Annotated in this window: 20 protein-coding genes; 5 read left to right on the top strand and 15 right to left on the bottom strand. The window is 48.5% G+C overall.

The window, feature by feature from the left end; translation table 11 throughout:
• Window positions 1–274 precede the first annotated feature (274 nt).
• The 3 genes from GA0116948_RS14660 to GA0116948_RS14650 form a co-directional block, all read right to left on the bottom strand.
• A complete protein-coding gene (locus tag GA0116948_RS14660; RefSeq protein ID WP_089713558.1) occupies window positions 275–946 on the bottom strand; it encodes a hypothetical protein in 672 nt (223 codons plus the stop codon).
• Window positions 947–1053: 107 nt separating this feature from the next.
• On the bottom strand, window positions 1054–2709 hold the full coding sequence (locus tag GA0116948_RS14655; protein WP_165798486.1) for a DUF5060 domain-containing protein: 1656 nt from the start codon (window positions 2707–2709) through the stop codon (window positions 1054–1056).
• A gap of 104 nt (window positions 2710–2813) precedes the next feature.
• Window positions 2814–7061: a hybrid sensor histidine kinase/response regulator transcription factor gene (locus tag GA0116948_RS14650; RefSeq protein WP_089713555.1), complete on the bottom strand. Its 4248-nt coding sequence runs from the start codon at window positions 7059–7061 to the stop codon at window positions 2814–2816.
• Between the two features lie 306 nt (window positions 7062–7367).
• Here GA0116948_RS14650 and GA0116948_RS14645 point away from each other — a divergent pair, with 306 nt between their 5' ends.
• Window positions 7368–8444, top strand: coding sequence for an AraC family transcriptional regulator (locus GA0116948_RS14645; protein WP_240619216.1), 1077 nt, complete (start codon window positions 7368–7370; stop codon window positions 8442–8444).
• Between the two features lie 156 nt (window positions 8445–8600).
• On the opposite strand, the gene GA0116948_RS14640 is transcribed toward GA0116948_RS14645, so the two are convergent.
• The 4 genes from GA0116948_RS14640 to GA0116948_RS14625 all read right to left on the bottom strand — a co-directional run bounded on the left by GA0116948_RS14640 (window position 8601) and on the right by GA0116948_RS14625 (window position 12828).
• Complete coding sequence (locus GA0116948_RS14640) at window positions 8601–9449, bottom strand: glycosyltransferase family 2 protein (RefSeq protein ID WP_089713553.1); 849 nt, start codon at window positions 9447–9449, stop codon at window positions 8601–8603.
• Between the two features lie 354 nt (window positions 9450–9803).
• Complete coding sequence (locus tag GA0116948_RS14635; RefSeq protein WP_123891817.1) at window positions 9804–11294, bottom strand: hypothetical protein; 1491 nt, start codon at window positions 11292–11294, stop codon at window positions 9804–9806.
• Between the two features lie 341 nt (window positions 11295–11635).
• Window positions 11636–11998 (bottom strand): SWIB/MDM2 domain-containing protein, encoded by a 363-nt coding sequence (locus GA0116948_RS14630; protein ID WP_089713549.1) that lies wholly within the window; start codon window positions 11996–11998, stop codon window positions 11636–11638.
• A gap of 242 nt (window positions 11999–12240) precedes the next feature.
• A complete protein-coding gene (locus tag GA0116948_RS14625) occupies window positions 12241–12828 on the bottom strand; it encodes an HdeD family acid-resistance protein (RefSeq protein WP_089713547.1) in 588 nt (195 codons plus the stop codon).
• A gap of 463 nt (window positions 12829–13291) precedes the next feature.
• On the opposite strand from GA0116948_RS14625, the gene GA0116948_RS14620 reads away from it, so the two are divergent.
• The 3 genes from GA0116948_RS14620 to GA0116948_RS14610 all read left to right on the top strand — a co-directional run bounded on the left by GA0116948_RS14620 (window position 13292) and on the right by GA0116948_RS14610 (window position 16693).
• Entirely contained in the window at window positions 13292–15196 is a 1905-nt protein-coding gene (locus GA0116948_RS14620; protein WP_089713545.1) for an AAA domain-containing protein, read from the top strand.
• Window positions 15197–15350: 154 nt separating this feature from the next.
• Window positions 15351–16172, top strand: coding sequence for a ThuA domain-containing protein (locus GA0116948_RS14615; RefSeq protein ID WP_089713544.1), 822 nt, complete (start codon window positions 15351–15353; stop codon window positions 16170–16172).
• A gap of 5 nt (window positions 16173–16177) precedes the next feature.
• Window positions 16178–16693, top strand: coding sequence for a 2'-5' RNA ligase family protein (locus GA0116948_RS14610; protein WP_089713542.1), 516 nt, complete (start codon window positions 16178–16180; stop codon window positions 16691–16693).
• 54 nt (window positions 16694–16747) lie between these two features.
• On the opposite strand, the gene GA0116948_RS14605 is transcribed toward GA0116948_RS14610, so the two are convergent.
• Window positions 16748–16936 (bottom strand): hypothetical protein, encoded by a 189-nt coding sequence (locus GA0116948_RS14605; RefSeq protein ID WP_089713541.1) that lies wholly within the window; start codon window positions 16934–16936, stop codon window positions 16748–16750.
• A gap of 574 nt (window positions 16937–17510) precedes the next feature.
• On the opposite strand from GA0116948_RS14605, the gene GA0116948_RS14595 reads away from it, so the two are divergent.
• The gene (locus GA0116948_RS14595; protein ID WP_089713537.1) at window positions 17511–19517 is read left to right on the top strand and encodes a primary-amine oxidase; all 2007 of its coding nucleotides are present in this window, start codon (window positions 17511–17513) and stop codon (window positions 19515–19517) included.
• Between the two features lie 185 nt (window positions 19518–19702).
• On the opposite strand, the gene GA0116948_RS14590 is transcribed toward GA0116948_RS14595, so the two are convergent.
• From GA0116948_RS14590 to GA0116948_RS14560, 7 genes are all read right to left on the bottom strand, one after another.
• On the bottom strand, window positions 19703–20104 hold the full coding sequence (locus GA0116948_RS14590; protein ID WP_089713535.1) for a hypothetical protein: 402 nt from the start codon (window positions 20102–20104) through the stop codon (window positions 19703–19705).
• 52 nt (window positions 20105–20156) lie between these two features.
• Window positions 20157–20888 (bottom strand): hypothetical protein, encoded by a 732-nt coding sequence (locus tag GA0116948_RS14585; protein WP_089713534.1) that lies wholly within the window; start codon window positions 20886–20888, stop codon window positions 20157–20159.
• 47 nt (window positions 20889–20935) lie between these two features.
• Complete coding sequence (locus GA0116948_RS14580) at window positions 20936–21169, bottom strand: hypothetical protein (RefSeq protein WP_108675053.1); 234 nt, start codon at window positions 21167–21169, stop codon at window positions 20936–20938.
• Between the two features lie 58 nt (window positions 21170–21227).
• On the bottom strand, window positions 21228–22046 hold the full coding sequence (locus tag GA0116948_RS14575) for a sterol desaturase family protein (protein ID WP_089713530.1): 819 nt from the start codon (window positions 22044–22046) through the stop codon (window positions 21228–21230).
• Window positions 22047–22157: 111 nt separating this feature from the next.
• Window positions 22158–22943 (bottom strand): LytR/AlgR family response regulator transcription factor, encoded by a 786-nt coding sequence (locus GA0116948_RS14570; RefSeq protein ID WP_089713528.1) that lies wholly within the window; start codon window positions 22941–22943, stop codon window positions 22158–22160.
• On the bottom strand, window positions 22940–23959 hold the full coding sequence (locus GA0116948_RS14565; protein ID WP_089713526.1) for a sensor histidine kinase: 1020 nt from the start codon (window positions 23957–23959) through the stop codon (window positions 22940–22942). The genes GA0116948_RS14570 and GA0116948_RS14565 overlap by 4 nt, the downstream gene beginning before the upstream one ends.
• Before the next feature lie 99 nt (window positions 23960–24058).
• The gene (locus tag GA0116948_RS14560) at window positions 24059–25393 is read right to left on the bottom strand and encodes a DEAD/DEAH box helicase (protein ID WP_089713525.1); all 1335 of its coding nucleotides are present in this window, start codon (window positions 25391–25393) and stop codon (window positions 24059–24061) included.
• Window positions 25394–25555: the final 162 nt, after the last annotated feature.

Here is a 25555-nt window from a genome sequence, read left to right as displayed (position 1 = left end):
CTCGGAACTAAATTAAGGAACCGCCGTATACCGAACGGTACGTACGGTGGTGTGAGAGGACAGGTAGGGAATTAATCCCTACCTTCCTACTCGATCGAATACCATCCTTTTGTATATTAAAAATAAGCCTGCACGGCGGAAGAAGTTAGGGTGGCAGATGCTATGCGAAGACGTTACTGCCTTAGAAAAAACGGCTAAATGACTCTTTAAATAAATAACAAAGGGTGTATCGCCATGAACGATACACCCTTTGTAAATATTACCCTGCGAACGCTTAGTAAGTAGTCATGCTATACATTTCAATCTGCTGACCACTATTGTTACTACCACCATACCAATGGTTAGTACCTACAAAGTAAAACCAGTTGTTGTAATAAGTTCCACTGTTGTTCGTAAGCGTAAGTTTATACGTTCCGTCTACGTAAAAGTCTACCTGGTGGTGGTTGCTGCTCCGGGCCTGGCATTTAAAAGTGTGATAGCCATTGTCGCCGCTGGAAATAGTTTCATAAATGTACTGTCCGCCTCCTTGCAGGTAGGCTTTGAGTACATTGTCGTTCAGGGTTTTTACAAAACCCATTTCATTGCCATTCCATTCCGATACATTGTCGCACACAAATACAGCCTGTTCGCTGGCACTGCTATTGGCGCTGGTGCCACCTTTAAAACAGCCATAAAATTGCATGCCGGTAGCATTTTGACCAGTGCTTTGTTGTGCCGCGTCGAAATCGGTGCTGCAATTGCCAACGGGTATGCAAATGCCGTTGCTGCCCGAAATATTATAGGGAGTGCCATTACAGGTGCCCCACAAATTAAAGGCGCTTTGCGGCACGGCCGCACGGGGAACGGTAGCATTGGGATCGGCAGAATCGGTTTTGATCGATTTGGTACAGCTTGTACCTGCCAGCAATAGAAGGGCCATAGTGGCCACAAGGGTCATTTGTTTCATAACTGAAGTTTTATGTGTGGAATAAAAAAAGAACAGGTTAATACTACACAGAGGGCTTCAAATAGACATACAAGCGGGGGGCCCAAACATAGATTTTACTCGGATGATCACTTCGAAAAAACTAATACCGTTTCTGTTTTAGCAGGCAAAGCAAACCCACGAATAGCCATTCCTTTGGCCGTGCCCGTATAAGCCTGGGTGGTAAAGGCATTGGCCGAAGGGGTAAACTGCTGTAGTTTGTAACCCGCTGGTACAGTCAGTTGCAAGGATGGTGACTGTGTGGTGTCGGTATTGTTGAGCAAATACACGTAGTACGTTTGGCCACATTGCAGGGCGTAAGCCTCCAGCAGTCCGGCCTTTACCGGTATAGGGGTAAAAGCACCCTTGCCAGCGTTCAGCATATGGTTACTGATGGTGCGTACACTTTGCAGGTAAGGCATCATGTGCTGGTCATCAAACAACTCCCACCACCACGACATGGGTAGCAAGGGCGTAGCACTAAATAAGCCATACCACAAACCCCGTTTGTAATCGTAATCTGCTTCCACTGCATACTTAGGGTCTTGATCTTCCCAGCGGTAGCCAAACTCGCCTACCACATAGGGTTTGCCGAAGGTTTGAATATAGTCGGGGTAAATGCCGGGTATTTTTTCTGTGTATTTATAAATATGTTTTTGGTTGAAGTCGATGTAAGGGATGGAGTTCATACCGATAATATCGCGGTGCGATATGCTGGTACTAACCAGGTGTTGGTAGGGGTCAAGGCCTTTAAGATAACGGCTCATTTCCAGGTGCCATTGTGCAATGGCGGGCAGGGGTATGAGTATGCTGTCTTGCTGGGTAAAGGCCGCATTATCTACCTCGTTAAAAAATTCCCATACTGCAATGCTGCTGCTATAGCCCCAGCGTGCCACAATATAACGCAGCCGGTTTTTATACATTTCCTGTGCGGCAGGCAGGGTGAAAAAATCGGTGGGTGTTGTACAAGGGCCGCCGTTTGCTACATTGTAATTACTGTTTTTCCAGCCGCCGTTTTGCATAAAGTGTCCATGCCAGTCGAGGGTAAGCATGAAGTGTAGATGCAGTGAATCGCATTGGGCAACCAGGGAGTCCATACGGGTAATGGCGCCGGGGTTAAAGTACGCATCACTATTGCTATAGCGCTTTGTGTTATGTACCTTTTTCCATTCCAGTGGAAGATTCCAATAGCACATCCACGTACGGAAAAAGTTACCACCATTTTGCGCCAGTTTAGGCAGCAGGTACTGGTAGGTCCATTTATCAGCTTCAAAATCTCGCGACTCCCAGGCTATGTTTTCGCCTATGCCGCGAAACAAATCGCCGTTATCGTATTGAAATGTCCACAGGTCGTGCTTATGCAGAAACCCCTGGCTATTACTGGCCTGCGCGGTAAAACGCTGGTCGGCGTTGCTGGTGTCTTCCTGCCCGGCCTGCAAATGAAAATGATATTGGTAGGTGCCGGATTCCTGCGGTGTAAAGCGTGCCTTCCAGGTTTGTTGCACGGCGTCGTAATAGCATGGCAGCAGTAAAGGCTTGCCGGAAGGGCTTTTCAATAACATGTCCAGGCTTACTTGCCGCTGGTCGTAAGGATTGTTATAGGTAGCGGTAAGGGTAATGTTCCATTCCGCCTTTTGATATTGGGTGATAACAGGGGTGAGCGGTTGTGCCTTGTTGATAATTACCGTGGCATGTAGTGGAAGGGCCAATGCCAGCAGCAGGAGCAAGGAAAGGTTTTGTTTCATGAATAAGCAATTGGTACGAATACAGGAAATGTACCAACAAAAATAGCAAAGCATGCCCCGTCATTTGGATGCTTTGTTGCTCAATCATGATGTTTTGCCGGCAGTCAGTGACCGGCTTTTTTACGGGCAATGTATTCGCGTGGACCGGTGCCATATTGTTTAATAAAACACTTATCGAAATAAGAGTGACTATTAAAGCCTACCTCAAACGCTACCTGGTTAATATTCAGGTTCCCTTCCAATAGCAGGTGAACACTTTTACGCAGGCGGATGGCTTTTATGAATTCATGTACAGTTTGTTCAGTGAGCGATTTCACTTTGTGGTAAAGTACAGTACGGCTTACACACAGGGCCTTGCTGATCAGTTTTGCATCCAGCTCCTGGTTGGCCATATTTTCTTCAATGAATTTAATCAGGTCTTGTAAAAATTGCTGGTCTACATCCGTCAGCATGCTGCTATCCTGCGGCAGTGGAGTATCATTAAAAATTTGCTCGCGCACGCGCTGGTAAATGGTGTCTTGTTTTTGCAGGAAGTTAAGTAACACCTGCATGAGTACTTCCGGTTTTACTGGTTTGGTAAGATAGGCTTCTGCGCCGGCTTCATAGCCGCTGGCCTGCATGTTTTCTTGCCACTGGCTGGTGAGGATTACCACAGGAATGTGGCTGGTCGCGGTATGCGACTTTATCTCGCGGCAAAATTGCAGGCCGTTCATGCCAGGCATGAGCAGGTCGGTGATGATGAGGGAAGGCATGGCTTCGCGTGCGGTGTCGAAACCCTCCTGCCCGTTGGCCGCTTCAAATATTTCGAATACGTCGGAGAGTAGCAGCCGCATATAGTCGCGGGTTTCTTTACTGTCTTCTACGATCAGTATTTTTTTACCTTTTATTTTCAGGAATTTATCCGTGGGCAGTGATTGCCAGAACTGGCCGGTTATTTCTTTTTCTGCAGGGGTGGCCGGTACAGGTGGTAAAGCAGGTGGTGCTGCCGCAGCGGGTAGCGTAAGGGTAAAGGCAGTTCCTTTTCCTGGTTCACTTTGCACTTGTATACCGGCATGGTTGGCTTGCAGGAAATCGTGTACAATGAGCAGTCCCAGCCCCGTACCCTTTTCGCCGGCGGTGCCAGTATTTACTTCGGTTTTGTCAATATGGAATAAGGCGTCCACTTGCGCTGCCGTCATGCCAATGCCATTGTCGGCAATGATGAGCGCTACCTCGTCATTACTAACGGTGGCGGATATACGTATTTCACCGTTGTAATCCGTAAATTTCACACTGTTCGACAAAATATTGCGGATAGCTACATCCATCATCTGCTGGTCTGCGTGTATCCATAGCTGGTCTGCTACCTGCATTTGTACGGTAATATGTTTGTTGCGCAACTGGGGTTGCAGCAATTGCAGGTTGGAATGAATAATGGCGGCCAAGTTGGTATCTACGGGTGCCAGTTGTATGTTGCGCGACTGCGACATAGACCAGCTTAATAGATTTACCAATAGTTCAAACACCATCGAAGAGGAGGTGTGCATATTGGCGATGTATTGTTGCAGGGTGCGCAGGTCTATTTTACCCATATGATCCTGCAGATACCCGGATAATTCTTTAAGTGAGGCCACCGGATTTTTGAGGTCGTGTGCAAGTACAGAGAAAAAATAATCTTTGGAGGCATTCAGTTTTTCCAACTGGGCTACAGCCTGCTCCAGCGCATTATTCTGACTGGAAATCTGTTGCTGCTGAACTAAGATCTTATCTGTTTGCCGCACAATTTCCGTATACGACGATTCCAGTTTTTCTTTCTGCAACCTTACATTATCGTGCTGCTCCATGAGCGATGTATTGGTTTCCCGCAGGCGGGCGGTTTGCCGTCTTACTTCCTCTGTAAGCAGGCGGTTACGTTTTTTTACAGCCGACACCCGCCAATAGAATATGCAGGCAATGGCGGCAATGAGCAGCCCTAAGAGGGCAATGCGGAACCACCACGTTTGCCACCAGTAAGGTAATATTTCAATAACCAGCGATTTATGGGGTGGTTGCCATTCGCCATAAATATCGGTGTAACGCACCTGCAAATGATAGATGCCGGGTTGCAGGTGGGCAAAGGATATCTTACGTTCGTCCACTACTTCTATCCAGTCGTCGTAATAGCCTTCGAGCCGGTAACTGTATTTTATTTTATGCGGGGCATATAAGTTGATCGCGGCAAATCCTATGGAAAAAAAGGATTGCTTTTGCGTAAGTGTCACCGTATCGGTAAGGTTCAGGATTCGGTGTAAGGCCGATCCCGGCTGACCGGGCTGCTGCACGTCGCCAAAGATGGTAAGGTCGGTGAAGTAGAAGTAGGAGGGCGTTTGCTCCGGAACCATCCGCGCAGGATTAAATGCACTCAGGCCTTTAGGGCCCCCAAAATACAAGGTGCCATCGTGGCCCCGCCATACAGATTTTTGAAAGAAGGTGCGTTCGAAAAGGCCGTCGTTTTTATCGTAATGACTTACTTTCAACGTGGCGGGATTCAGTTTAATGAGTCCTTCATTCGTGCCTATCCACAGGTTGCCAGTGGCGTCGCATACGATAGACTTCATGGACTCTGGCAGCGACAATTGTTTGTTGAGATGAACGAATGTTTGGGTGGCTGCGTCGAAACGGTCTAGCCCTTGCTCGGTGATCACCCAAATACGGCCCTGGTTATCTTCGGCCACCATATTCACCGAATTACTGTTGATACTATTGGCCTTTTCATTATGTTCGTAGGCGTACATCGCTTTACCATCATAGAGAAATAAACCGCTGTAACTGCTGATCCAGAGCCGGTGTTGCCTGTCTTTAAACAAGTGATTCACCCAACCCGGCGCCTGCATATTGAAGGGGTAGGTGTGGTTGTTTTTATAGTGGATAAACTGTTTCGTTTTTTTATGGAATACAGAAATCCCATCGCCCTGGGTGCCAATCCACACAATACTATCGTCGGGCAATATTGTTTTAACGTCGTTATTGATCAGGGAATTGGGATCTTGAGGATCGTGCACATAAGTAAATTGACGACCGGTGGCGGGATCGTAACTTTTCAGGCCGCTGGTCCAGCAGGCCACCCAAATAAGCCCATCAGTATCACCTTTTACATCATTTACGGCCAGGGTACCGGAAAGGGGGGTGGTATTAAAATTATCTGGCCGGGCAGGATCAAGCATTAATACACCGCTGCCTGCAGTGCCTACCCATAGCCGGCGTTGGGCGTCTTCATACAGGGCTGCTACCACCGTGGTGTTCAGACCTGGCAGGGCGGCAGTGCTGGTAAGTAGGTTATTAAAAACGTTTTTCCGGCTATTGGTGGTGAACAGGCCATAACCCGAAGAGGCAAACCAGATATTGCCAAAGGTGTCTTCTGCAATGGAGGTAATGGAATTCAGTCTTTCCTGGCCATTATTTTGGGAGCGGGTGGTAATGGCCACCGGTTGCAGGCTACCTTTTTTAACCGCGCATACCACCTCGCGGCCAAGTCCTATCCAAATAGTTCCGTGGGAATCCTGGTATAAGCAGCGGGTATTGGAATGGGTGAACTGGTTGCTATGCGACAGGTTGTCGAAAGCGGCAAGAGGGCGGCCGCTATTGTCCCATATATTAACACCCCGGTCTTCGGTACCAATCCAGATGCGCTGTTCATCGTCTACTAGGATACTTTGTATTTTATTGCTGGCCAGGGGAGATGGCTGGCCGGGTACGTTCCGGAAAAGGCGGAAAGTGTGGGTGTCGGTATTAAACTGGATCACCCCTTTATTATAGGTACCCGCCCACAAAGTGTGGTGCTGGTCGAGGGCCAGGCAGAAAATAATATTGTCGTCATCGCCTTTTACACGAAACCATTCGCTGTGCCGGCCCAGGGCATCGTAGCGGCAAATACCATTGGAAGTGCCTAGCCATAGCTGGTGGGCGTCGTCTTCCAGGATGGCATTCACCGGGGTTTTATCCTTGCGCCCGTTCAGGGGCATACGCCGGAAGTTATCATGTGCCGCATCGTAGAGGTTCAGGCCATCAATCGTACCTACCCATAGCCGGCGTTGGCTATCCTCGAAAATGGAATACACAATATTGTTGTTCAGGCTAAGGGTATCTTTTTCCTGGTGTACATATTTTTTAAGTGTATAACCATCCCAGCGAAATAACCCATCGAAAGAGGCCAGCCAGATATAACCATAAGAATCGTAGTAAATTTTCTGGTAGTCATTGGTGAGAAGCCCGTTGTCGGTACTATGGTTGTAAAAATTATAATGGGGCTGCTGCGCCCGGGTACCGATGGAAAGGAGCAGCCCAATTACTATTATTAGAGGACGAAATGTTCGGCAACTGGTGAAAATGAACATACTTTTTATACAGTACGTGGATATTAGTATTAAGTATCAAAAGTATTAAATATCCCTAAGCAGGAACCGGTTTAAGGTTTGTTTATTAATATTTGTTAATATTTGTATATATAAATTACTGTATATTAAATTTCTATGAAGTCTGCTTTCATGGCTGGACTATATTTCAAGAATCCGGCACTGTAGCACAAGCCGGAAATGGCTGTTGTTTTTAAGTTTGGGGCCATCCCCGGTTACACGTTATCAGTAAAAAATAGCCGGGTTAGCTGTAGTCATCGAGTTGCCACGTTTTTAAAACTTAATTCCATGTTGAACGACTGTTATCAGTTTAAAAAAGTGATGCGGGAAGTAACGTCACTAACACCGAATGAATGCTTTTCAATAGTAGCCCGGAAAAAGCAGGCCTTTACTTTTCCCTTACATACCCATGAAGAAATGGAGCTTACCCTGTTGCTGGGAGGAAATGGTTTGCAGCGTATAGTGGGCGACCACTTGGGTACGGTAGGTGCAGCCGAGCTGGTACTGGTAGGACCTGGCCTGCCTCATGGTTGGTTTTCCGATAACCCACCCGGGTTGCGGGCGGCTGGGGGCATGCGTGCGGGCAACCCGGATGCATTTGACCTGTCTGCCGCCACCATACAGCCTTCTGCCATCCGGGGTGGCCACCACCCGGCCGGTTTGAAAGGGGGGCAACGCATTGCCGGCCTGCCAATTACCGCACCGGTGGCGCTTTCTTACCCTGATGCCTCCGAATACGCCCTGCCGGAAGTGGAGGAAATAACCCTGCTGTTTCATAAGGAGCTTTTCTCTGCCCACTTGCTGGGTACTGACCAATTGCTGGCTATCCGCCGCCTGTTTGAAGATGCCAAACGGGGCATTCTCTTCGCAGCACCGGTGGTGGCCCAGGTGCAGGAACGCATGCGCTCCCTGGTGGGGATGAGGGGTTTCGAATCTTTGCTTCAATTTTTGTCGCTGCTACATACGCTATCAGTAGCCAAGGGTAATGTACTGTTATCAGAACCTTCTTTCAGTAAAGAAACGGTGCAGTATGATAGCCGTCGGCTGGAACTGGCCTTCGATTATATGAACCGGCATTATGGTTCTGCCATTACATTGCCGGGCATTGCGCGGATTGCGCATATGTCGGAAGCCTCCTTTAGCCGGTTTATGAAGGCCAATACGGGGTACACCTTTACGGAAAAACTCACCGAAATACGATTGGGACACGTGGCCCGGTTGCTGGTGTCGTCGCAGCAAACGATTGCTGAAATTGCCTATCAATGTGGCTTTAATAATATGGCCAACTTTAATAAACTGTTCAAACGGCGCAAGGGCTGCACCCCCAAAACCTTCCGGCTGAAATTTAATGAGTGTAAGGGGTAGTATTGAGGGCTGCCCACCAAAAGAATGGGCCCATACTCTTTAAGTAAAGGCCCATTCATCATTTGAAATATGACTTATATCCACCTTAATATAAAGGGGAAGGAAACACTGGAATACTTTCAGCAACAAGCGCGGGAGACATTAAATAGAACGCCGTTAAGAATAAATATTACGGGTTGCCGTATCGTTTTCCACAGAAAGGCGGTCGCCCTTTAATTCCAGTTGTGGCCGTGTATTCCACAGCGGTTTGCGTTCCCGCTGTATGCCGGCAAATAATTTAGATGTTTTGAGGCCGGTATTGTGCAGAAAATATTTCCAGCTCACACTTAGCACACCCAGCCCGTACTGCATGCTCCGGCGGAAATTAATGGAAGACGCTTCTTTAAAATACTTAGTGGGGCAGGTTATCTCCGCCACTTCATACCCTTTAAAAAATACCTGAGCCAGGAGTTCATTGTCGAACACAAAATCGTCGGAGTTCTGGCTGTAGGGGATAGACAGCAGCACGTCGCGGTGAAAAGCACGATAACCCGTATGGTATTCGGAAAGTTTCTGCCGCATGAGCGTGTTTTGCGTTATGGTAAGCAGGCGGTTAAACAAATACTTGTACAGCGGCATACCTCCTTTCAGTGCCCCCATGCCCAGAATGCGGGAGCCTAACACTACCGGATACACGTTGTGTGCAATAACCGATGCCATAGGCCCTACCAGTGCCGGGGTGTACTGGTAATCGGGGTGCAGCATGATGATGATATCTGCTCCCAGCTCAATGGCTTTTTGGTAACAGGATTTTTGGTTGCCACCGTAACCCTTGTTTTTTTCATGGCAGATAATATGGGCAATGCCCAGGTCTTTGGCTACTGCCACCGTGTTGTCTTTGCTGGCATCATCTACCAGGATCACATCGTCTACCAGGTTACGGTCTATTTCTTTGTAGGTAAGGTGAAGTGTCTTGGCGGCATTGTAAGCAGGCAGCACTACTAAAACTCTTTGTCCGTTGATCATGGAATTAGTTTTGGGTACACAAATCGTATAAAATTGTTGGGTGTCACAACGGTCATTAAACATGGTGTTGTGCTAATTCTAAGTTAGCGGGAGGCGTATGCAATACGGGCGCAGGCGCGCGTTTTCGCGTATCCGTTTTAGTTAAAATGCAGGTTCAGTGATAGTAACGGCGCAGTAGAATTAAAGCAGGCTGTTAGAGATGATAAAAGGGTTATGTATTTGGGAGCGGAGCCTATGATTTTGATCGTTCCCGCCCGGAAAACCAGGCAGGGGGAAATGAACAGACCGCTAAAAATGATATCCCGAGTTACCGCCCCATGGTAGTTAACTGGCAAAAAAATGGGAGCGCTATTTTTACTGTTGAAGGGGGGGATGTACCGGCCTCATAGCAGGTTGGGAAGATGCACTTATTGGCTTGTTGGAAATAAACTGGGTCATGTACAATGAAAAGAAGAATAAAATAGTCATGGGGACTAACTGATACCGCATCACCACCGGTGTGGCAAACACGCTGAAGCCAAAATTCACCAGCAGGAAAAATGCTGCCAGCAATAGGGTGGTTATGCTAAAACTCCGCCACTGTTTAAGTCTCCCGGAGATCAATACATCCACCAGGCAAATGGTAAAATAAATATTGAGGATCATGAAAACGATGGGGTAAAAAATAAACACCCATACCTGCGAAGCAGTATGTGGCACTTTGCACACGTTGGGGCTGTCCAGCGCAAACCATTCGGCTGCAATATCGGCCATGGTGGGCTGGCCTAAGTTATAGTTACTGTATTTTTCCAGGTAAGGCACGAAATAATTTTTTGTATTCAGCCAAAGGTAGTACCGGGCAAATTCTACCGGGTAGTGGGTGATAAGGTAACGCCCATATTGATTGTACGTGGGCGAAACCGCTCCCCATGCCTGGAATTGGCTTACAGCACTGCCGGTAAATTGGCTATGCGACTGCATGTAAGGCTTTAAAATAGCATCCCGCTTTTTAATGAAATAGGTGCCCTGTATTGCCGTCAGGTCGTCTTCGGTGGGCGGGGTGCTGCTAAAATATTCTTTGGCAGCTTTATCCAGGTCGCGCAGATTGGCGGGCAGGCGGGCACTGTCTACCACAATGTGACCGTACATGTACAAGGCATTATTGGCGAGTTGCCATCCCCCGAACACGGAGAACTCCGCCGTGCCGGTCAGTTCCTTTGTTTTTTGCTCCGTGTATTTGATAAATGGTAAAATGAAAAACCAGGGAAGCGCCATCCCAATAAGCTTTAGTGGCAGCCGGTAGCCGGAGAGGAGCATTGCACCTATGCTTACGATGGGATAATAAATGGCCGTGTAACGGATGGTAAATGCTAGCCCAATAATTACTGCTTGTATAATAAGATTTCTCCGTGTAGGCTTATGATACATCCAAAGGTATTGCGAAAATAAAACGATACTGAGGGCGCAGAAAATAGCGTCGCTTAGTACGCAATTGGAAAGATAAAAAAAGGCGGGGTTGAAGAACAAAAAGAGGAATAGCAGTATCTTATTCGTCCTATGCAGTGCATACAAATACAACACTGTGTAGAAAAAATATAGGAAGGCCCCTTGCAGGATCAGGAACTGGCAAAACACCAGGAAGTAATGGGAGGGGGTGATGTGATGGATAAGATTCAGGAATAGGGAGTATCCTACAGGCCACAGGTTCACCTGCATATGATACAGGTTAGTGGCAATGTAACTGTAGGAGTCTGAAATGAAATCCGGAAATGGATATAACTTTTTGAACAAAAAAAACTGTGCAATGCCGGCCAGCAGTGCGATGGTCAGGTATTTTCGGCCCACCTGTTTGATAACTTTTTGCATAAAGAGCAGCATATGAGTGAAAAATGGGAAAGCCGGTGGTGCGGTAGGGCGTAGTTAATCGGGAAGTTCATGTTATATTTTTTGTCAGATCCTGGTGCCATGCCGGGTTGTAACCTCTGTGAACGTATTGCTATCGCTACGGATGATGGGAACTTGTTGGCGGCAACCAAGGGCTTGTGGGCCAGGTGGAAAATTAAGAAGGGTGGCTGCAAACCGGCAGCAGCGCTGCATTTTATGGGTGCGGAATGTATGCGCTCTATCGCTAAAATGGATACAATAGGCACAAAAAAAAGCAACCAGTCTTACGGGAAGACCGGTTGCCAGCAACGTCGCTATTACGGTTATTTTACGTGTTTGCTTACCAGTTTGGTGAGGTCGAACATGGACACCTGGTCTTTGCCGTCGAACAACGGTTTAAGTTTGGCGTCGGCATTGATCATACGTTTATTGGCCGGATCCTGCAGGTTGTGCGCTTTGATGTAGTCCCAGATTTTTTTGGTTACCTCGGTGCGGGGAACGGGGGTGGAACCGATTACGGCAGCGAGGGTGTCGCTGGGTGTAAGGGGTGCCATGAAAGCGCTGTTGGCCGCTTTCTTAGGAGCAGCTGCTTTTTTAGGAGCCGCTGTTTTGGCAGCGGCTTTCTTAGGAGCAGCTTCCTTTTTTACTACCTTGGAGGCAGCAGATTCTTTAGTACTTTTTGCCATATGATAAGATCTAATTGATTAGCGATGCTCTAAATATACGAATTTCAACGGATTAGGATCATCTCTCCCAATAAAATCCGCTTTTGGCGCGGGTTGCAGCCGGGTTTCCGAGGGGAAATCCCGGCGAACGCAGCCCCGGAAGGTATTAGTAACCAGGCATTTGCTGGCAGGGAAAGCAGCACGCTACAGCATCGTTTTCCCAGGCTACTATTTATCCCCATAGCCTGTGCATAACGATACCTTTAGTGGGAGATACCGGGCACATGATGCAGTCTTTGCCGCGCCTGCTCCAGCTTCAATGCCACATAGCTGTAGGTAATGCCCTGGGCTATGAATGAAAGTCCCGTAACGGTGATCAATACTACCGCTCCCGCCGCTGGTACGAAAAGAATGCCCAGGCCCAGCAACAGGCTGATTATGCCCCCAAATACTACCCATCCTGCACCAGTGATGTGGAGGTGGCGGCCATCCATGCCTAGACTAATAAGTACACCGCCGGCATACAATACATAAAAGCCTACTACAAAAGGTAGCACTACCAGGGATATAGCCGGGTTGCTCAACAAAATGCCTCCTACTATTAGATCGAGGATGCCTGATACCAGCGTCCATCCCCAGCCATGAAGGCTGGACCGGTTACTAATTGCAAATGCCGCTTTGAAAATGCCGCCCAGCAGGATGGCTACGCCGAAAAAATACGCCAGTGCCAGGTAACTGGCCACCGGATACACGAAGGTGATGATACCTGACAGTATGAAAATGATGCCGGTGATGAGCAACAACCACCAATTTTTAGTTTCCCGTTCAAGGGTAGAGATAATGTTTGTCATAAGGGATTTGTTAGTGAAAAAATTGCAGCATTGGTCCCACAACAATGGGGCCACCGTTTTAAAAATAAGGGTGGGTACGGGGTAGTTGTTAAAATAAAATAATAGCGTTTCCCTGGATCCTTCTTTTCCAAAGCATCTAACAACATATAAATTATGGGAACACCGCTAATGCCATGGTTATCCAGCACGTGTTTGACCTGAAATAGGCATGGAATTACTACACCTCTATTTTAGGTTATGCGGAAGATTTTAAACTGGTGGAATATGGCGGATGGTTGCTAAGTAATGTGTCGGATCATGTAAGCGGGCCTGCCAATCCGGGTATGAAAAAAAATGAGGGCAGGATCCCGTTAGATTTCAATGCGATGCCGTGGATGATTATTTCGATGCCATCTCCTAAAGGTGCCTTTCATGGCCGTAAATTGTTTTATTCCAACATGTTTTTAGGGACTACCTTTGCGGGATGGAGTATTTTAAAAAGCTGCTGGAACTACTGAAATTAGAGCGGGAAGAAGATAAAAAATCCTATCAGTTATTAACGGCAACTTCGTCTGTTGCCGATCGCCGGGCCAATGGGCTGGCCTGGTATCCCATCGCCATCCGTGGCTCCGAAATGGGAAGGGGCGATTACCTCACGGTGGAAGTGGAACGCACCACCCACCAGGACATTGTCCATCAATTGCGCTTCGGTGTGTCGGCGGCCTTGTTCTCTAACCACGATCCGAAGAACGACCGCCTGGAAGGCACCATCACCTGGCAGAGCGGCAATCGCCTGAAGCTCACCCTGCGCACCGATGAACTGCCCGACTGGGCCGACAACGGAAAATTAGGTATAGACCTGCTCTTTGACGATAATAGCTACGACGAAATGCAGCAAGCCGTGAAAGAGGCAGAAAGCCTCCTGGATAAGGGCAGCGAAGGTCACCTGGTGCAGGCACTCATTGGTCAGCGGCCCGCCACCTTCCACCATGATCTCGTTACTTATCAAATCCCCCAACTCAATGCCTCCCAGCAGGCCGCTGTGGAAAAAATTGTTACAGCCAATGAAGTGGCCATTGTACACGGTCCTCCAGGCACAGGCAAAACCACCACGCTGGTGCAGGCCATCAAAGCCTTGTGGAAGCTGGAACACCAGCAAATACTGGTAGTGGCACCCAGTAATACGGCGGTAGACCTGCTCAGCGAAAAACTTGCTGCTGAGGGCCTCAATGTACTGCGTGTTGGCAATCCCGCCCGTGTGTCCGAACACCTGATGTCGCTAACCCTGGACGCCCGCATGGCAGAACATGCCAGCATGAAGGAGATCCGTAAGCTAAAGAAGCAGGCTAACGAATTCCGGGATATGGCGCATAAATACAAGCGCAACTTTGGCAAGTCGGAACGCGAACAACGCAAGGCTCTCTTTAACGAAGCACGTAATATCATGAAGGCTGTAGGCGATACCGAACAATATATTGCCGACGACGTGATCGCCAAAGCACAGGTGATAGCAGCCACGCTGGTAGGGGCCAACCATTATACCGTGCGCAATCTCCACTATAAAACCATCGTGATCGACGAAGCTGGCCAGGCCCTGGAGCCGGCCTGCTGGATACCCATCCTCAAAGGCAAAAAAGTAGTGCTGGCCGGCGACCACCAGCAATTGCCGCCTACCATCAAATCGCAGGAGGCCGCACGGCGGGGGCTTAGCACTACCTTGCTGGAAAAATGCGTGGCCCTGCACCCGGAGGCAGTGGTAATGCTGGAAGAGCAATACCGTATGCACGCCACCATCATGGGTTACTCCGCGGCCTCGTTTTATGACAGCCGCCTGCGCGCGCATGCATCGGTGGCAGGGCAGGTATTATTTACCGACGATTCGCCCCTGGCTTTCATCGATACTGCCGGATGTGGTTTTGAAGAAAAGCAAGACGGTACCAGCACCACTAATCCCGAAGAAGCGACCTTTCTCTTTAAACACCTGACCCGCCTGAGCGCCGCATTAGACACGCATTATCCGGTGGAGCAGTTTCCCAGCATCGCGGTGATCTCGCCCTACAAACAGCAGGTGGAGTTGCTCCGGGAACAGTTGCAGCATGCACCAGATTTGCAGAAATACGGCAGTAAAATATCGGTGAATACGATAGACAGCTTTCAAGGCCAGGAGCGCGATATTGTGTACATCAGTATGACCCGCAGCAATACCGAAAACAAGATCGGCTTCCTCAGCGACATACGCCGCATGAATGTGGCCATGACCCGGGCCAGGAAAAAACTGGTGGTGGTGGGCGATAGCGGCACGCTCTCACAACTGCCTTTCTATGCTAACTTCATTACCTATACCGAGCAGCATAACGCTTACCTGAGCGCATGGGAATTTATGGACTGATCTATTCTTCACGAAAACGTTTTCGCCCTGCACATAGCAGATATATACTACCGGAAAGACTGGAATGCAATGCCCAACTGCCTTTTAAAATGAAGGCCGGCATTGCACAATCAAAATATTCCGCTTAGTTTTAGATAATAAAACCAGGATTGCCATGCGAAAATATTTCGTACATATATTGCCGTTATTGCTGCTGTGTAGCCTTACCAAGGCGCAGCAAAAACCTTCCTTCAAAGTGCTGGCATTTTATACAGCCAAAGAAGACAAGGCCCATATTAGTTATGTACATGAAGCGAACCGCTGGTTTCCGCAGATGGCTGCCAAGTATCATTTCTCTTACGACAGTACCAACGACTGGTCTAAACTCAATGCAGACACCCTGGCTCATTACCAGGTAGTGCTGTTCCTCGATACCCGCCCGGAAGATCCTGCCCAACGCGCTGCTTTCCAGGCCTGGATGGAGCAGGGAGGAGGATGGATGGGCTTTCACTTTGCCGCCTTTGCACTCACCCCCAGCGATTATCCACAGGACTGGAACTGGTATCACAACGTATTCCTGGGTGCCGGTCAGTATGGCAGCAATACCTGGCGGCCCACTGCTGCCATCCTGCGGGTAGAAGATGCCCACCATCCCGTTACAAAAGGCTTGCCCACTACTTTTAAGGCATCGCCCAACGAATGGTACCGCTGGGAAAAAGACCTGCGCCAGAACCCCGATATTAAAATACTACTCTCCATAGATTCCAGCAGCTTTCCCCTGGGCACCGGACCCAAACCATCGGAGATATGGCACAGCGGGTATTATCCCGTGGTATGGACGAACATCCATTATCGCATGCTGTACGTAAACATGGGCCACAATGATATCGATTACGAGCATCATACCAACAAAGACCTGTCGCAAACCTTTGCCAGCGAAGTGCAGGATAAAATGATCATCAACGCACTGCGCTGGCTGGGTCAAGGCAAAAAATAATTACCATGGACCCGCTGCCATCCCTCATCGTTACCCTGCAAATGGACGATGCCGCGCAGGCATTTTTTAACGCGCAACGGGTCCGGTATTATCCGGCTTACGCCAATCGGGTGGCCGCCCACCTCACCCTTTTTCATTACTTACCGGAAAACCAGTCCGTGGTACGCGCTACGCTGGCCGCACAGGCGGCAATGCCTGTATTTGATCTGGAGGTAACCGGCCTGTTTAATATGGGAAAGGGGCTGGCCTACACCTTGCAATCCAATGTGCTGGCGCAGTGGCATAAGAACTTGCAACAAAGCCTGGCCCCCTGGCTCATACCCCGTGACAGGCAACCTTTGTGGCCCCATGTTACCATACAGCAGCGGGTTACCACGTACAAGGCTACGCAGTTGCAACGGCAACTAGAACAAGATTTTCAGCCATTTACGGTACAGGCAATGGGGATATGTGGGTGGCATTATCAACAAGGTGCCTGGACGGCAGCAGGTGCCTGGGCATTTGGAAAAAAACAGGCATAAGTGTTTCCTGGTCATCCATTCCTTTGTTGGGCTAGGTATAAGTAAAACTGATCGTTATTTTTTCCGGAAGCCTATGCTGGCAAAGAATTGGTTGGCCAGGGCATTGCCAGCGAGGGTTTTCAGCTCTATACCGGCAAAAGTGGGATCAGTCCTTTCAGCGTCTATCCGTGCATCAATAAAAGTACGGGCCACAAACTGGCCACAGTGTTCCCGGCAGATGAACAGCTCGTCAAGTCCCAGCAAAAGGCTTCCATATTCTTCACTCCAACAGCTACGTTGGTTCGGTGATATTGCCCATTTAAGCAAGAACTTTAAGCATGTGGAGGGTGCCAGCTTTACGGATTTTAAAAAAGATATACACCGCGGGTTGCGCTTATAACAATTCTCCAGTAAATATACATGTTCAGTGCCTGGATGTGCATAGTTAGGCCAGCGTACATCGTTTATTTTTGTAGGGTAAATCCAGCAACATTATTCAACACGGCGGTTGTGAAAATACAAACAGAACGGAACCAATATGCGCAGCATGGCTTACAAGATAAGCCAGCATCATATTAAAACCCCAGCACAGCAAACAAGCTATCCGGGTATTTTTTCAGTGGGCTTACCACACATCAATAAAGTTCAGGCAGGTATCGATAGGTTAGGTTGCTCCGCTTGTGTCAAAAAGGCTGGAAGGTTTTGTATAATAATTTTTTATTATTCGTATTATTTCCTGGTATTTCGCAAAATTTTGATAATCGCTTTAGTTATAATCACATTTTTTATTGTCTTTAAGCTAATTGCTACCACAGTTACGTTCTTAAAATAATAAAAAATGAGAAAGACACCCATCCTGTGTGCCATGTTGATGCTGTTGGTAAGCCTGAGATCCCATGCACAAACCCACCCGTTAGATCCGCTTACTGCCGCCGAAATGCGGGAGGTGGTACAGGTATTGAAAGACAGCAAAACGATATCTGGCAAAGACATTTTCAATATCATTAATCTTAAAGAGCCGCCGAAGGCCGAAGTACTGGCCTGGCAGCCCGGCACACCCTATCGCCGTGAGGCCTTTACCAGTTTTTATGATTATAGCAAAAACGGCGTCACCGAAGCGGTGGTAAACCTGAACGCCCATCAGGTGATCAGCGTAAAAAATATTCCCAACGTAATAGGCATGGGCCTGGAAGCCGATTCTGTGGCTACCGCCATTGTGCGCAAAGATCAGGGCTGGGTGGCAGCCCTGGCCAAACGCGGCATCTCCATCGATTCCGTCACCCACCGCAGCATCTTCACCGGCGACATGGGCATGGCCCCCGTGGGCCACCGGGAGCAACTGGTCATTGCCCGCCGTAAGCATAATAACGTGGATGTGGAAGGCCTCATGGCCTATACCGATTTCACCACGGGCAAGATCCTGAAGATTGTAGACGAACCTGGCGCCTTCAGCGATGCGGTAGACCTGAACTACTGGAACCAGGACTCGGTAAAAGATACCTACAGTATTCCCCACCCAGTAGTGATCACGCAGCCCGGCGGGCCTTCTTTTGAGATAAAAGGCCATGAGATTAACTTCCAGAACTGGCACCTGCGCTTTGGGGTAGACAACCGCGAAGGCCTGGTGATTTATGATGTGAAGTATAACGACCAGGGTAAAGCGCGCTCCGTGATGTACCGGGGTTCCATGCCGGAAATGGTGGTGCCTTACGGCTCCCCCGACCTGTTTCAGGCCTCCTACAATTTCTTTGATGCTGGCGAATACCGCCTTGGACAAGGTGTATGCCGCTCCCTGAGTCCTGGTGCAGACGCCCCGGAAAACGCCACCTACCTGCCTGCCATCCTGCACCGCGAAAACGGCCAGCCCTTCCAGCTAGACCGCGCAGTGGCGGTGTATGAAGAATATGGCGGCGTGTTATGGCGGCATAATACCGTGTCGCGCCGCGCAACTAACCTGGCGATCAAGTATTATACGATGATCGAAAATTATGACTATGCCTTCACCTGGCGCTTTAAGCAAGATGGTACCATTGATGTAGATATAGAACTGACAGGTATTGTAGAGGTAAAAGGTGTACACCGCGTCAATGAACAGGACGATCCCGATAAGAACGATTATTCCTACGATGGACATAGCTTCGGCACCCTGGTACATCCGCATGTAGAGGCCATTAATCACCAACACTTCTTTGTATTCCGCCTGGACATGGACATTGATGGCGCTAATAATAACAGCGTCATGGAAATGAACTGTAAATTGGTGCCACCCGGCCCTAAGAACCCCTATGCCAACGCTTTTTATGTGCAGCATTCCATGTTTATGAAAGAAAAAGAAGCGCAACGGGATGTGAACTATCAGACTGCGCGCAACTGGCATATCGTCAATAACAACGAGCATAATGCCCTGGGCGGGGACGTGGGTTACATGCTGATGCCCGGCTTGCAGGCCAAGACCTTTGTACCGGAAACTTCCCTACTGCGCAAAAAGGCGGGCTTTCTGAATCACCAGGTATGGGTTACACAATACCATGAAGGAGAGGAATACCCCGCCGGTAAATATCCTGCCAGCAATAAGGTATACGACGGCTTGCCAGAGTGGACGGCTAAGAACCGCGACATTGGCAACAACGATATCGTAGTATGGTATGTGGCAGGCATTACCCATATTGTAAGGCCGGAAGAGTGGCCCATCATGCCAGTACATCACATGGGATTTTCCCTCATGCCGTTTGGTTTTTTCTCTACCAATCCCACACTGGGGCTGGCCAACCCGGACTTCCTGAAAGAACAGTTCAAACCTGTAGAAACCAAACAGGCAGACGATCCGGCGCTGGAACACCAATAGTTTTTGTTTTTCTTTTCATACTGTTTTTGAACGGCAGGCTTCTATTCTTGGAGGCCTGCCTTTTTTACTACACGCCATCTTACCCATTCATCCGCAAAAAAGAGGCTGCCTCATTCCAGGATGAATGAGGCAGCCCTTTTTTAGTAATACTTGCCGTTACCGGCCTTTTCGTTCGGATGACCTATTTACGGATGGGCATCGCTTATTTTTTTTATGAATTGCTGTTCCGCGGTCTGATATTGCTGGAATTGTGCGGCGGAAAATACTTGTTTTAATTCTTTGTCTTTTTGCTCCTGCAAGCTTTTGATCCGTTGGATTTTATTCAGCTTACTGCCGTTTTCCTTTAAGATGGGCGCTATCGTCAGCGCATATTTCAGGTTAATAGCCTGTGCCTGCGATAACTGGTTAGCGTCAAGGCCCAATTTTGTCCGCATCATGTCGGTTTGGAACTGTGCGCGTTGGGCGGGTGTTTTATCCCGCCAGGCAGCTCCTGTGACTTGTGCATTACAGAAATTTATCAGGCACAGGTTGAAAAGGAGTACAAAGAGCACAAATAAGATAATAAGTTTCCCTTTTTCGTATTTCATAGTTTCATTTTTACGATGGAAGGATTTTTTTTGTGAAAAGTATGGCTGCCGCTCACCATACAATGGTATAGGAAGTACCGCTATTAAGCACTAAGGTAGCTTTGTCGTTTCCTAAAAAAGTAAGTGTTCCGCTGTAGCTAAAGCTGCTCCCCGAAGTGGAGCTGCCGCTGATAGCGATGGTAGCCTCTCCCGACAAAATTTTAAGACTGGTTTTATCTACGGTAATGTTGGAAGACTCGATACTCATCTTGCTGCTGAAACTGTTGTTACGGGCAATTTTAGAAGTTTGACTACCATTGCGGGTATAAGTGGTATTCAGCGTATAGGCGGTAGCGGTAGGGGTAATGCCGGTTAAGACAAAATTACCGGTGCTGCTATCGTTCGATGACATATGAACGCCATCGTATTTGCTTTCGCCGCTAAAATTGAATGTAAGCAGGGAAGGCACCACGCCGGAACAAGTTAACAGGTAATTCCAGTTCAGCGCATAGCTATAAGAAGGGGTAGCTCCACTGGCGCTGCTGCCTGCAATCGCCGAATCTTTTGCTACGCCGCAGTCTATTGCAGCGGTTTGGTAGATCATCACGGAGTTATTTACCTGCAATACCATACCGCCATCTGCCGGCACTACGGCATCGGTGGCCAGTTCTACGGCATCTGCTTCGGTAACTGTGGTGGTGCTGGCAGGAGCGTCATCTTTTTTGCAGGAATAAAGGCCGGTGGTCATAAGGGCCAGGAAAATCAGGATGGCGAATGTTGCTTTGTAATGATAGGGCGTTTTCATTTGGTTTTTTTTATTTGATGAAGCAATAAATGATAGAAAGAAATATACTAGCGGCGCACCACTACAACCCGCCTGCGAATGGCTGGACGTACCACCACCGCAGCCGGGCGTACAATTACCGGGCTTACGGGAGTAGCTACTACAACAGGTACGGCGGGTGCCACCACTACGGCAGGCCTTACTGCAACGGGAACCGGGCGTATTACCACACGGGTTTGGGCGCTGGCCGCAAAGGCTCCGGTAAATGCCAGTAAAACAACTAAAAGGATACTTTTCATCATTGGATACATTTTAAAGGTGAATATGAATAGTATGTTGGATAAGATTTGAACGGCAAGGTTATCCCTTTGCAGGTAAGACTGCTGAATTGACGGTTGAAGTGACCGGGTCTTTGGGTGACTTGACTGGTGTAAACCAATCCATGAATCCCTGCATTACCAGTTTAAAAGGATTATTACTTAAAAACCCGGTGGTGAGTCCATACACTACTGGCTCAGTTTCCGGCTGGTAGGTATGAAACAGCCGGTCCCAGATGATGAGTACCCCGCCAAAATTTTTGTCGATATAAATGGCATTGCTGCCATGATGGGCGCGGTGGGAAGAGGGGGTATCTATTATTTTTTCCAGTGTTCCCAGCTTACCTACCGCTTCGGTATGTAAGAAAAACTGATACACCAGATTGAGCGCATAAGACACTACAATAAAACCTGGCGGCATACCCAGTAAAGCCAAAGGAATGAAAAACAAAGGGCTGATAATGGCAGAAAACCAATTGAGCCGGTAAGCAGCCGTTAGGTTCATGTGCATGGCCGAATGATGGATCAGGTGAAAAGCCCAGAGTGGTTTCCAGCTATGCGAAAACCGGTGGAACCAGTAGTAAATAAAATCTGCCCCGAAAAAAGTCAGCAGAAATACCCAGGCATTTTGGGGCAGGGTAAATAATGAATACCGCGCAAAAAATCCTAACACGGCCAGCTGATAACCGGCAAATACATATTTTGAAAACTGGAAACCGGCCAGCACTGCCAGGTTGGAGAATGTTTCTTGTATTTCATACGCGTGCTTATCCTTTTTCCAACTCCAGCATATTTCTGCTGTAATTAAAAGTAAGAGGAACAAAAGCACATACAGGCGGTATGGAGCGATCAGGTGTTTCATACTATTAGCGCTTTAATATTGTTTGATGTAAGACAATACAAAGGTGACTAATAGTCGCCATGCTAGCGGGGAGAAAAGGGGTGAAGCTGAAAAATGGAGGGGTGAAATACGTTAGTGGTTCATCCAGCTTTTAAATTCGGGTACGCGTGCTTTGCTGATGAGGATAGGTTCTGTTGGTTCGGGTTTTACCTTTACTAACAACCGGCCATTAAAATAAAAATCGACTTCTGTAATTACCTGTCGGTTTACGATAAACTGCCGGTTGGCCCGGAAAAACAGGCTGGGGTCTAGTTGTTGTTCTAGTTGCTCCATGGTAAATTCCATGATGTATTGCCGGTTGTCTTGGGTGTGGGCGTACACGATTTCATGGGCGGTATAACACCAGGCAATTTTATTGGTTTCTACCGGCACCAGCTTATCGCGGTGGTGTACCAGGAAAGATCTTTTATATGGCTTAATATTAGATTCCAGTTGTTCCAGCAAGGCTGCCAGCTTAGCGGGGTTTGGCTGGGCCCCAGTGGCTGTAGGCCTCACCAGGGATTCATACTTTTGCAGGGATTGTTGTAGCTCCGCTTCATCAAAAGGTTTCAGGATATAATCGATCCCATTATTTTTAAAGGCTTCAATAGCATAGTCGTTGTAGGCCGTCACAAATATTACTGGCTTGTGGATACTTACTTTTTTAAAAATGTCGAAAGACAAGCCATCTGCCAGCCGGATATCCATAAACGCTAGGTCGTACCCATCTTCTTGCTCAGAAAACCAGGCAGTGGCTTCCTTCACACTGCGCAGCATCGTTACAATGCGGATGTTTTCATCCAGGCTTTGTAGCATGTGGGCTAGGTTGCGGGCAGTAACTGGTTCATCTTCAACAAGGGCAATGCGGAGGGATGTCATAATGGTAAGGGCAATTTTACGATAAAGGCGTTGGTTGTTTTTTCGATCTCAATTTCCTGGTGCAGCAGCAAACGGAAACGTTCATTCAGGTTTAGCAGTCCTATGCCCGTACTATGTTCCGGCACGGCTATTTCTTGCAGGTTGTTATGCACTATCAGCCAATCATCCTGCACATACACCTTTACCACCAGCGGGCTATCGGGTAAGGCGGCGTTATGTTTGGCTGCATTTTCCAGCAAGGGCTGTAAAGATAAATGTGGGATGCGGGCGGTAAGATAGGGAGCATCTACCTGCACCTCCAACCGGAAGCCCTTTTCAAAGCGCATGTTCAACAAGGCTTCAAAAGAGGGCAGCAGCTGCAATTCATCTGCCACCGTAACCAGCGTGGTACCCGGACGCAGCAGGGCATGGCGGAATACCTTGGACAGGTGGCCAATATAGAACTGGGCCAGGGTAGGATCTTCTCTTACAATACCGGAAAGGCTGCTAAGGGAATTGAACAGCAGGTGTGGGTTTAGTTGTTCTTTCAATAATTCCAGCTGGGCTTCCAGGTAGCTGGTTTTCAGTTGTTCATGCTCCCGGTCTTTTTGCCGGCTTTCGCGCAGCAGTAATATGATCCGGACCACAATGCCAATCATAATGGCGCTGAGACCAAAGCGGGCAAAATATCCCATCCAGAACACGCCGGGTAAATGACCATTGGCAAAAAGAAAATATTGCAGGGCATTGCCGGTTAGCATGGCGGCCATGATAAACAGCCCATTGTAAAGATAGTAGGTAATATAGTGCTGCTGCCGGTACCGGGCTATAGGGGAGCGGGCACCGAGGTTAATATAAAACAAAAGGATACAGAAAGCCAGGTTATACAGCAATTGGAAGCTATATTCCCAAAAGTTAAAGTGCCAGTACTGCGCCACAATCCCATGTTCCCGCAGCGCTAGCAGCCTGCCGGAATTGACCATCAAGGCAATCAGCAGCGAGCTGTAAACGCAGATCCGTCTTTCATTGCTGTCCATTTCCTGAAATTAGCAAATAATCGCTGCTACGTATCCTACTATACCGGCGAAGCAGTAAAAAGAAGGGGTGAAATGCACCTGTTGCCCTGGCGGGGTAGCTTACTTCTTCTTGGCGCCCCGCTTTTTAGGCTTGCCGTATTTGGCTTTCATCTTATCCTTGTGGCTCACTTTTACATTCACCTTTTTGTTCTTCGCTTTTTTCTCGTGGAAGGCCGGGCCTCTTGGTTCGGCTTTGGGAAGGCGGATCTCCACGTTTTTTACGAAGAGGGGCGGGGGCAGTTCAGACTCAATAAGCACGTTCGAGATTTCTACATCCGCCGGCAGGGGGAGGGTAGGTATCTGGTAGTGCATGAGCGCTTCTATCTTTTCCACCAGGGGTTGTTCCTGTTCCGTTTTAAAAAGAATGGCCACCCCGGGACGGTCTGCTCGGCCAGTACGGCCAATGCGGTGAATGTAATCTTCCGGCACCTCCGGCGCATCCAGGTTCACCACATGCGATACTTCCGCCACATCCAGTCCGCGGGCAATGATATCGGTGGCGATGATAAAACGGTAGTTCCCTTCCTGGAATTGCTTCACGGTATTGAAACGGTGATTTTGTTCTTTATTAGAATGAATGACTCCCACCCTACCTGGAAATGCAGGTTCCAGTTTTTCAAAAAGATCGTCGGCTAGCGCCTTGGTGGCGGCAAATACCAGCACTTTGGTCATGGTAGCATCTTCCCGGAGCATTTTTTCCAGCAGGTTCACCTTCGTGTTAAAGTTGGGTACCTCGTAGGCAATCTGCTGGATATTAGCCAGGGGAGAGCCTGCGGGGGCGGCTTCTATGATAAGGGGTTCGTTGAAAAAGGTTTGGATAAGGGCTTGTACCTCGTCGGTAATGGTGGCGGAGAACATGGTGTTTTGCCGGCGCAGGGGCAGCAGGTCCAGCACGTGTTTGATCTGGGTGCGGAAGCCCAGGTTCAGCATTTCATCCACTTCATCGATCACCACTTTTTTAATGGCTTTCATTTTCAGGGCGCCGCTCAGTATCAGGTCTACCAGGCGGCCTGGGGTGGCCACCACGATGTCTATCTTCTGGCTGGCGCGATCCATTTGGGGGTTCATATTCACCCCACCGTAAAAACCTTCCGTCACCACGCGCAGGTAGGGCGTTAGCTGGTGGACAGATTCCACCACCTGGGCCACCAGTTCCCGGGTAGGTACCATAATGAGTACCGTGGGAAATCTATCCTTGGAAAACTCCCACTGTCGCAGGATGGGCAGCAGGTAGGCAAAGGTTTTACCCGTGCCGGTTTGCGCAATGCCGCATACGTCGCGGCCAGACATCATGGCCGAAAACGCCCGGTGCTGGATGGTGGTGGGCGTGGTATATCCCAGGTCCTGCAAGGCATTGAGCAGCGGCTTATTGAGATTCAGGTCTGCGAAAGTCATAGCGTGCAAAGGTAGGATAATATTACCAGGAACGGGGGAGTATATGTAAGGTAAGAGAGGTGATAAGGGGCATTTTCCGAAATGCTGGTAAGTTTTAGCCTGGTCGTATCCTGGCTCCCATAGGGGCTTAAGGTGCCTGCATCCCGGGCGCTGGCAGGCTTT

The sequence above is a fragment of the Chitinophaga costaii genome (assembly GCF_900094705.1).
GTDB classification, from domain to species: domain Bacteria; phylum Bacteroidota; class Bacteroidia; order Chitinophagales; family Chitinophagaceae; genus Chitinophaga; species Chitinophaga costaii.
The sequence above is the reverse complement of the archived record's forward strand: the minus strand, read 5'-3'. Positions and strand labels throughout refer to the sequence as shown.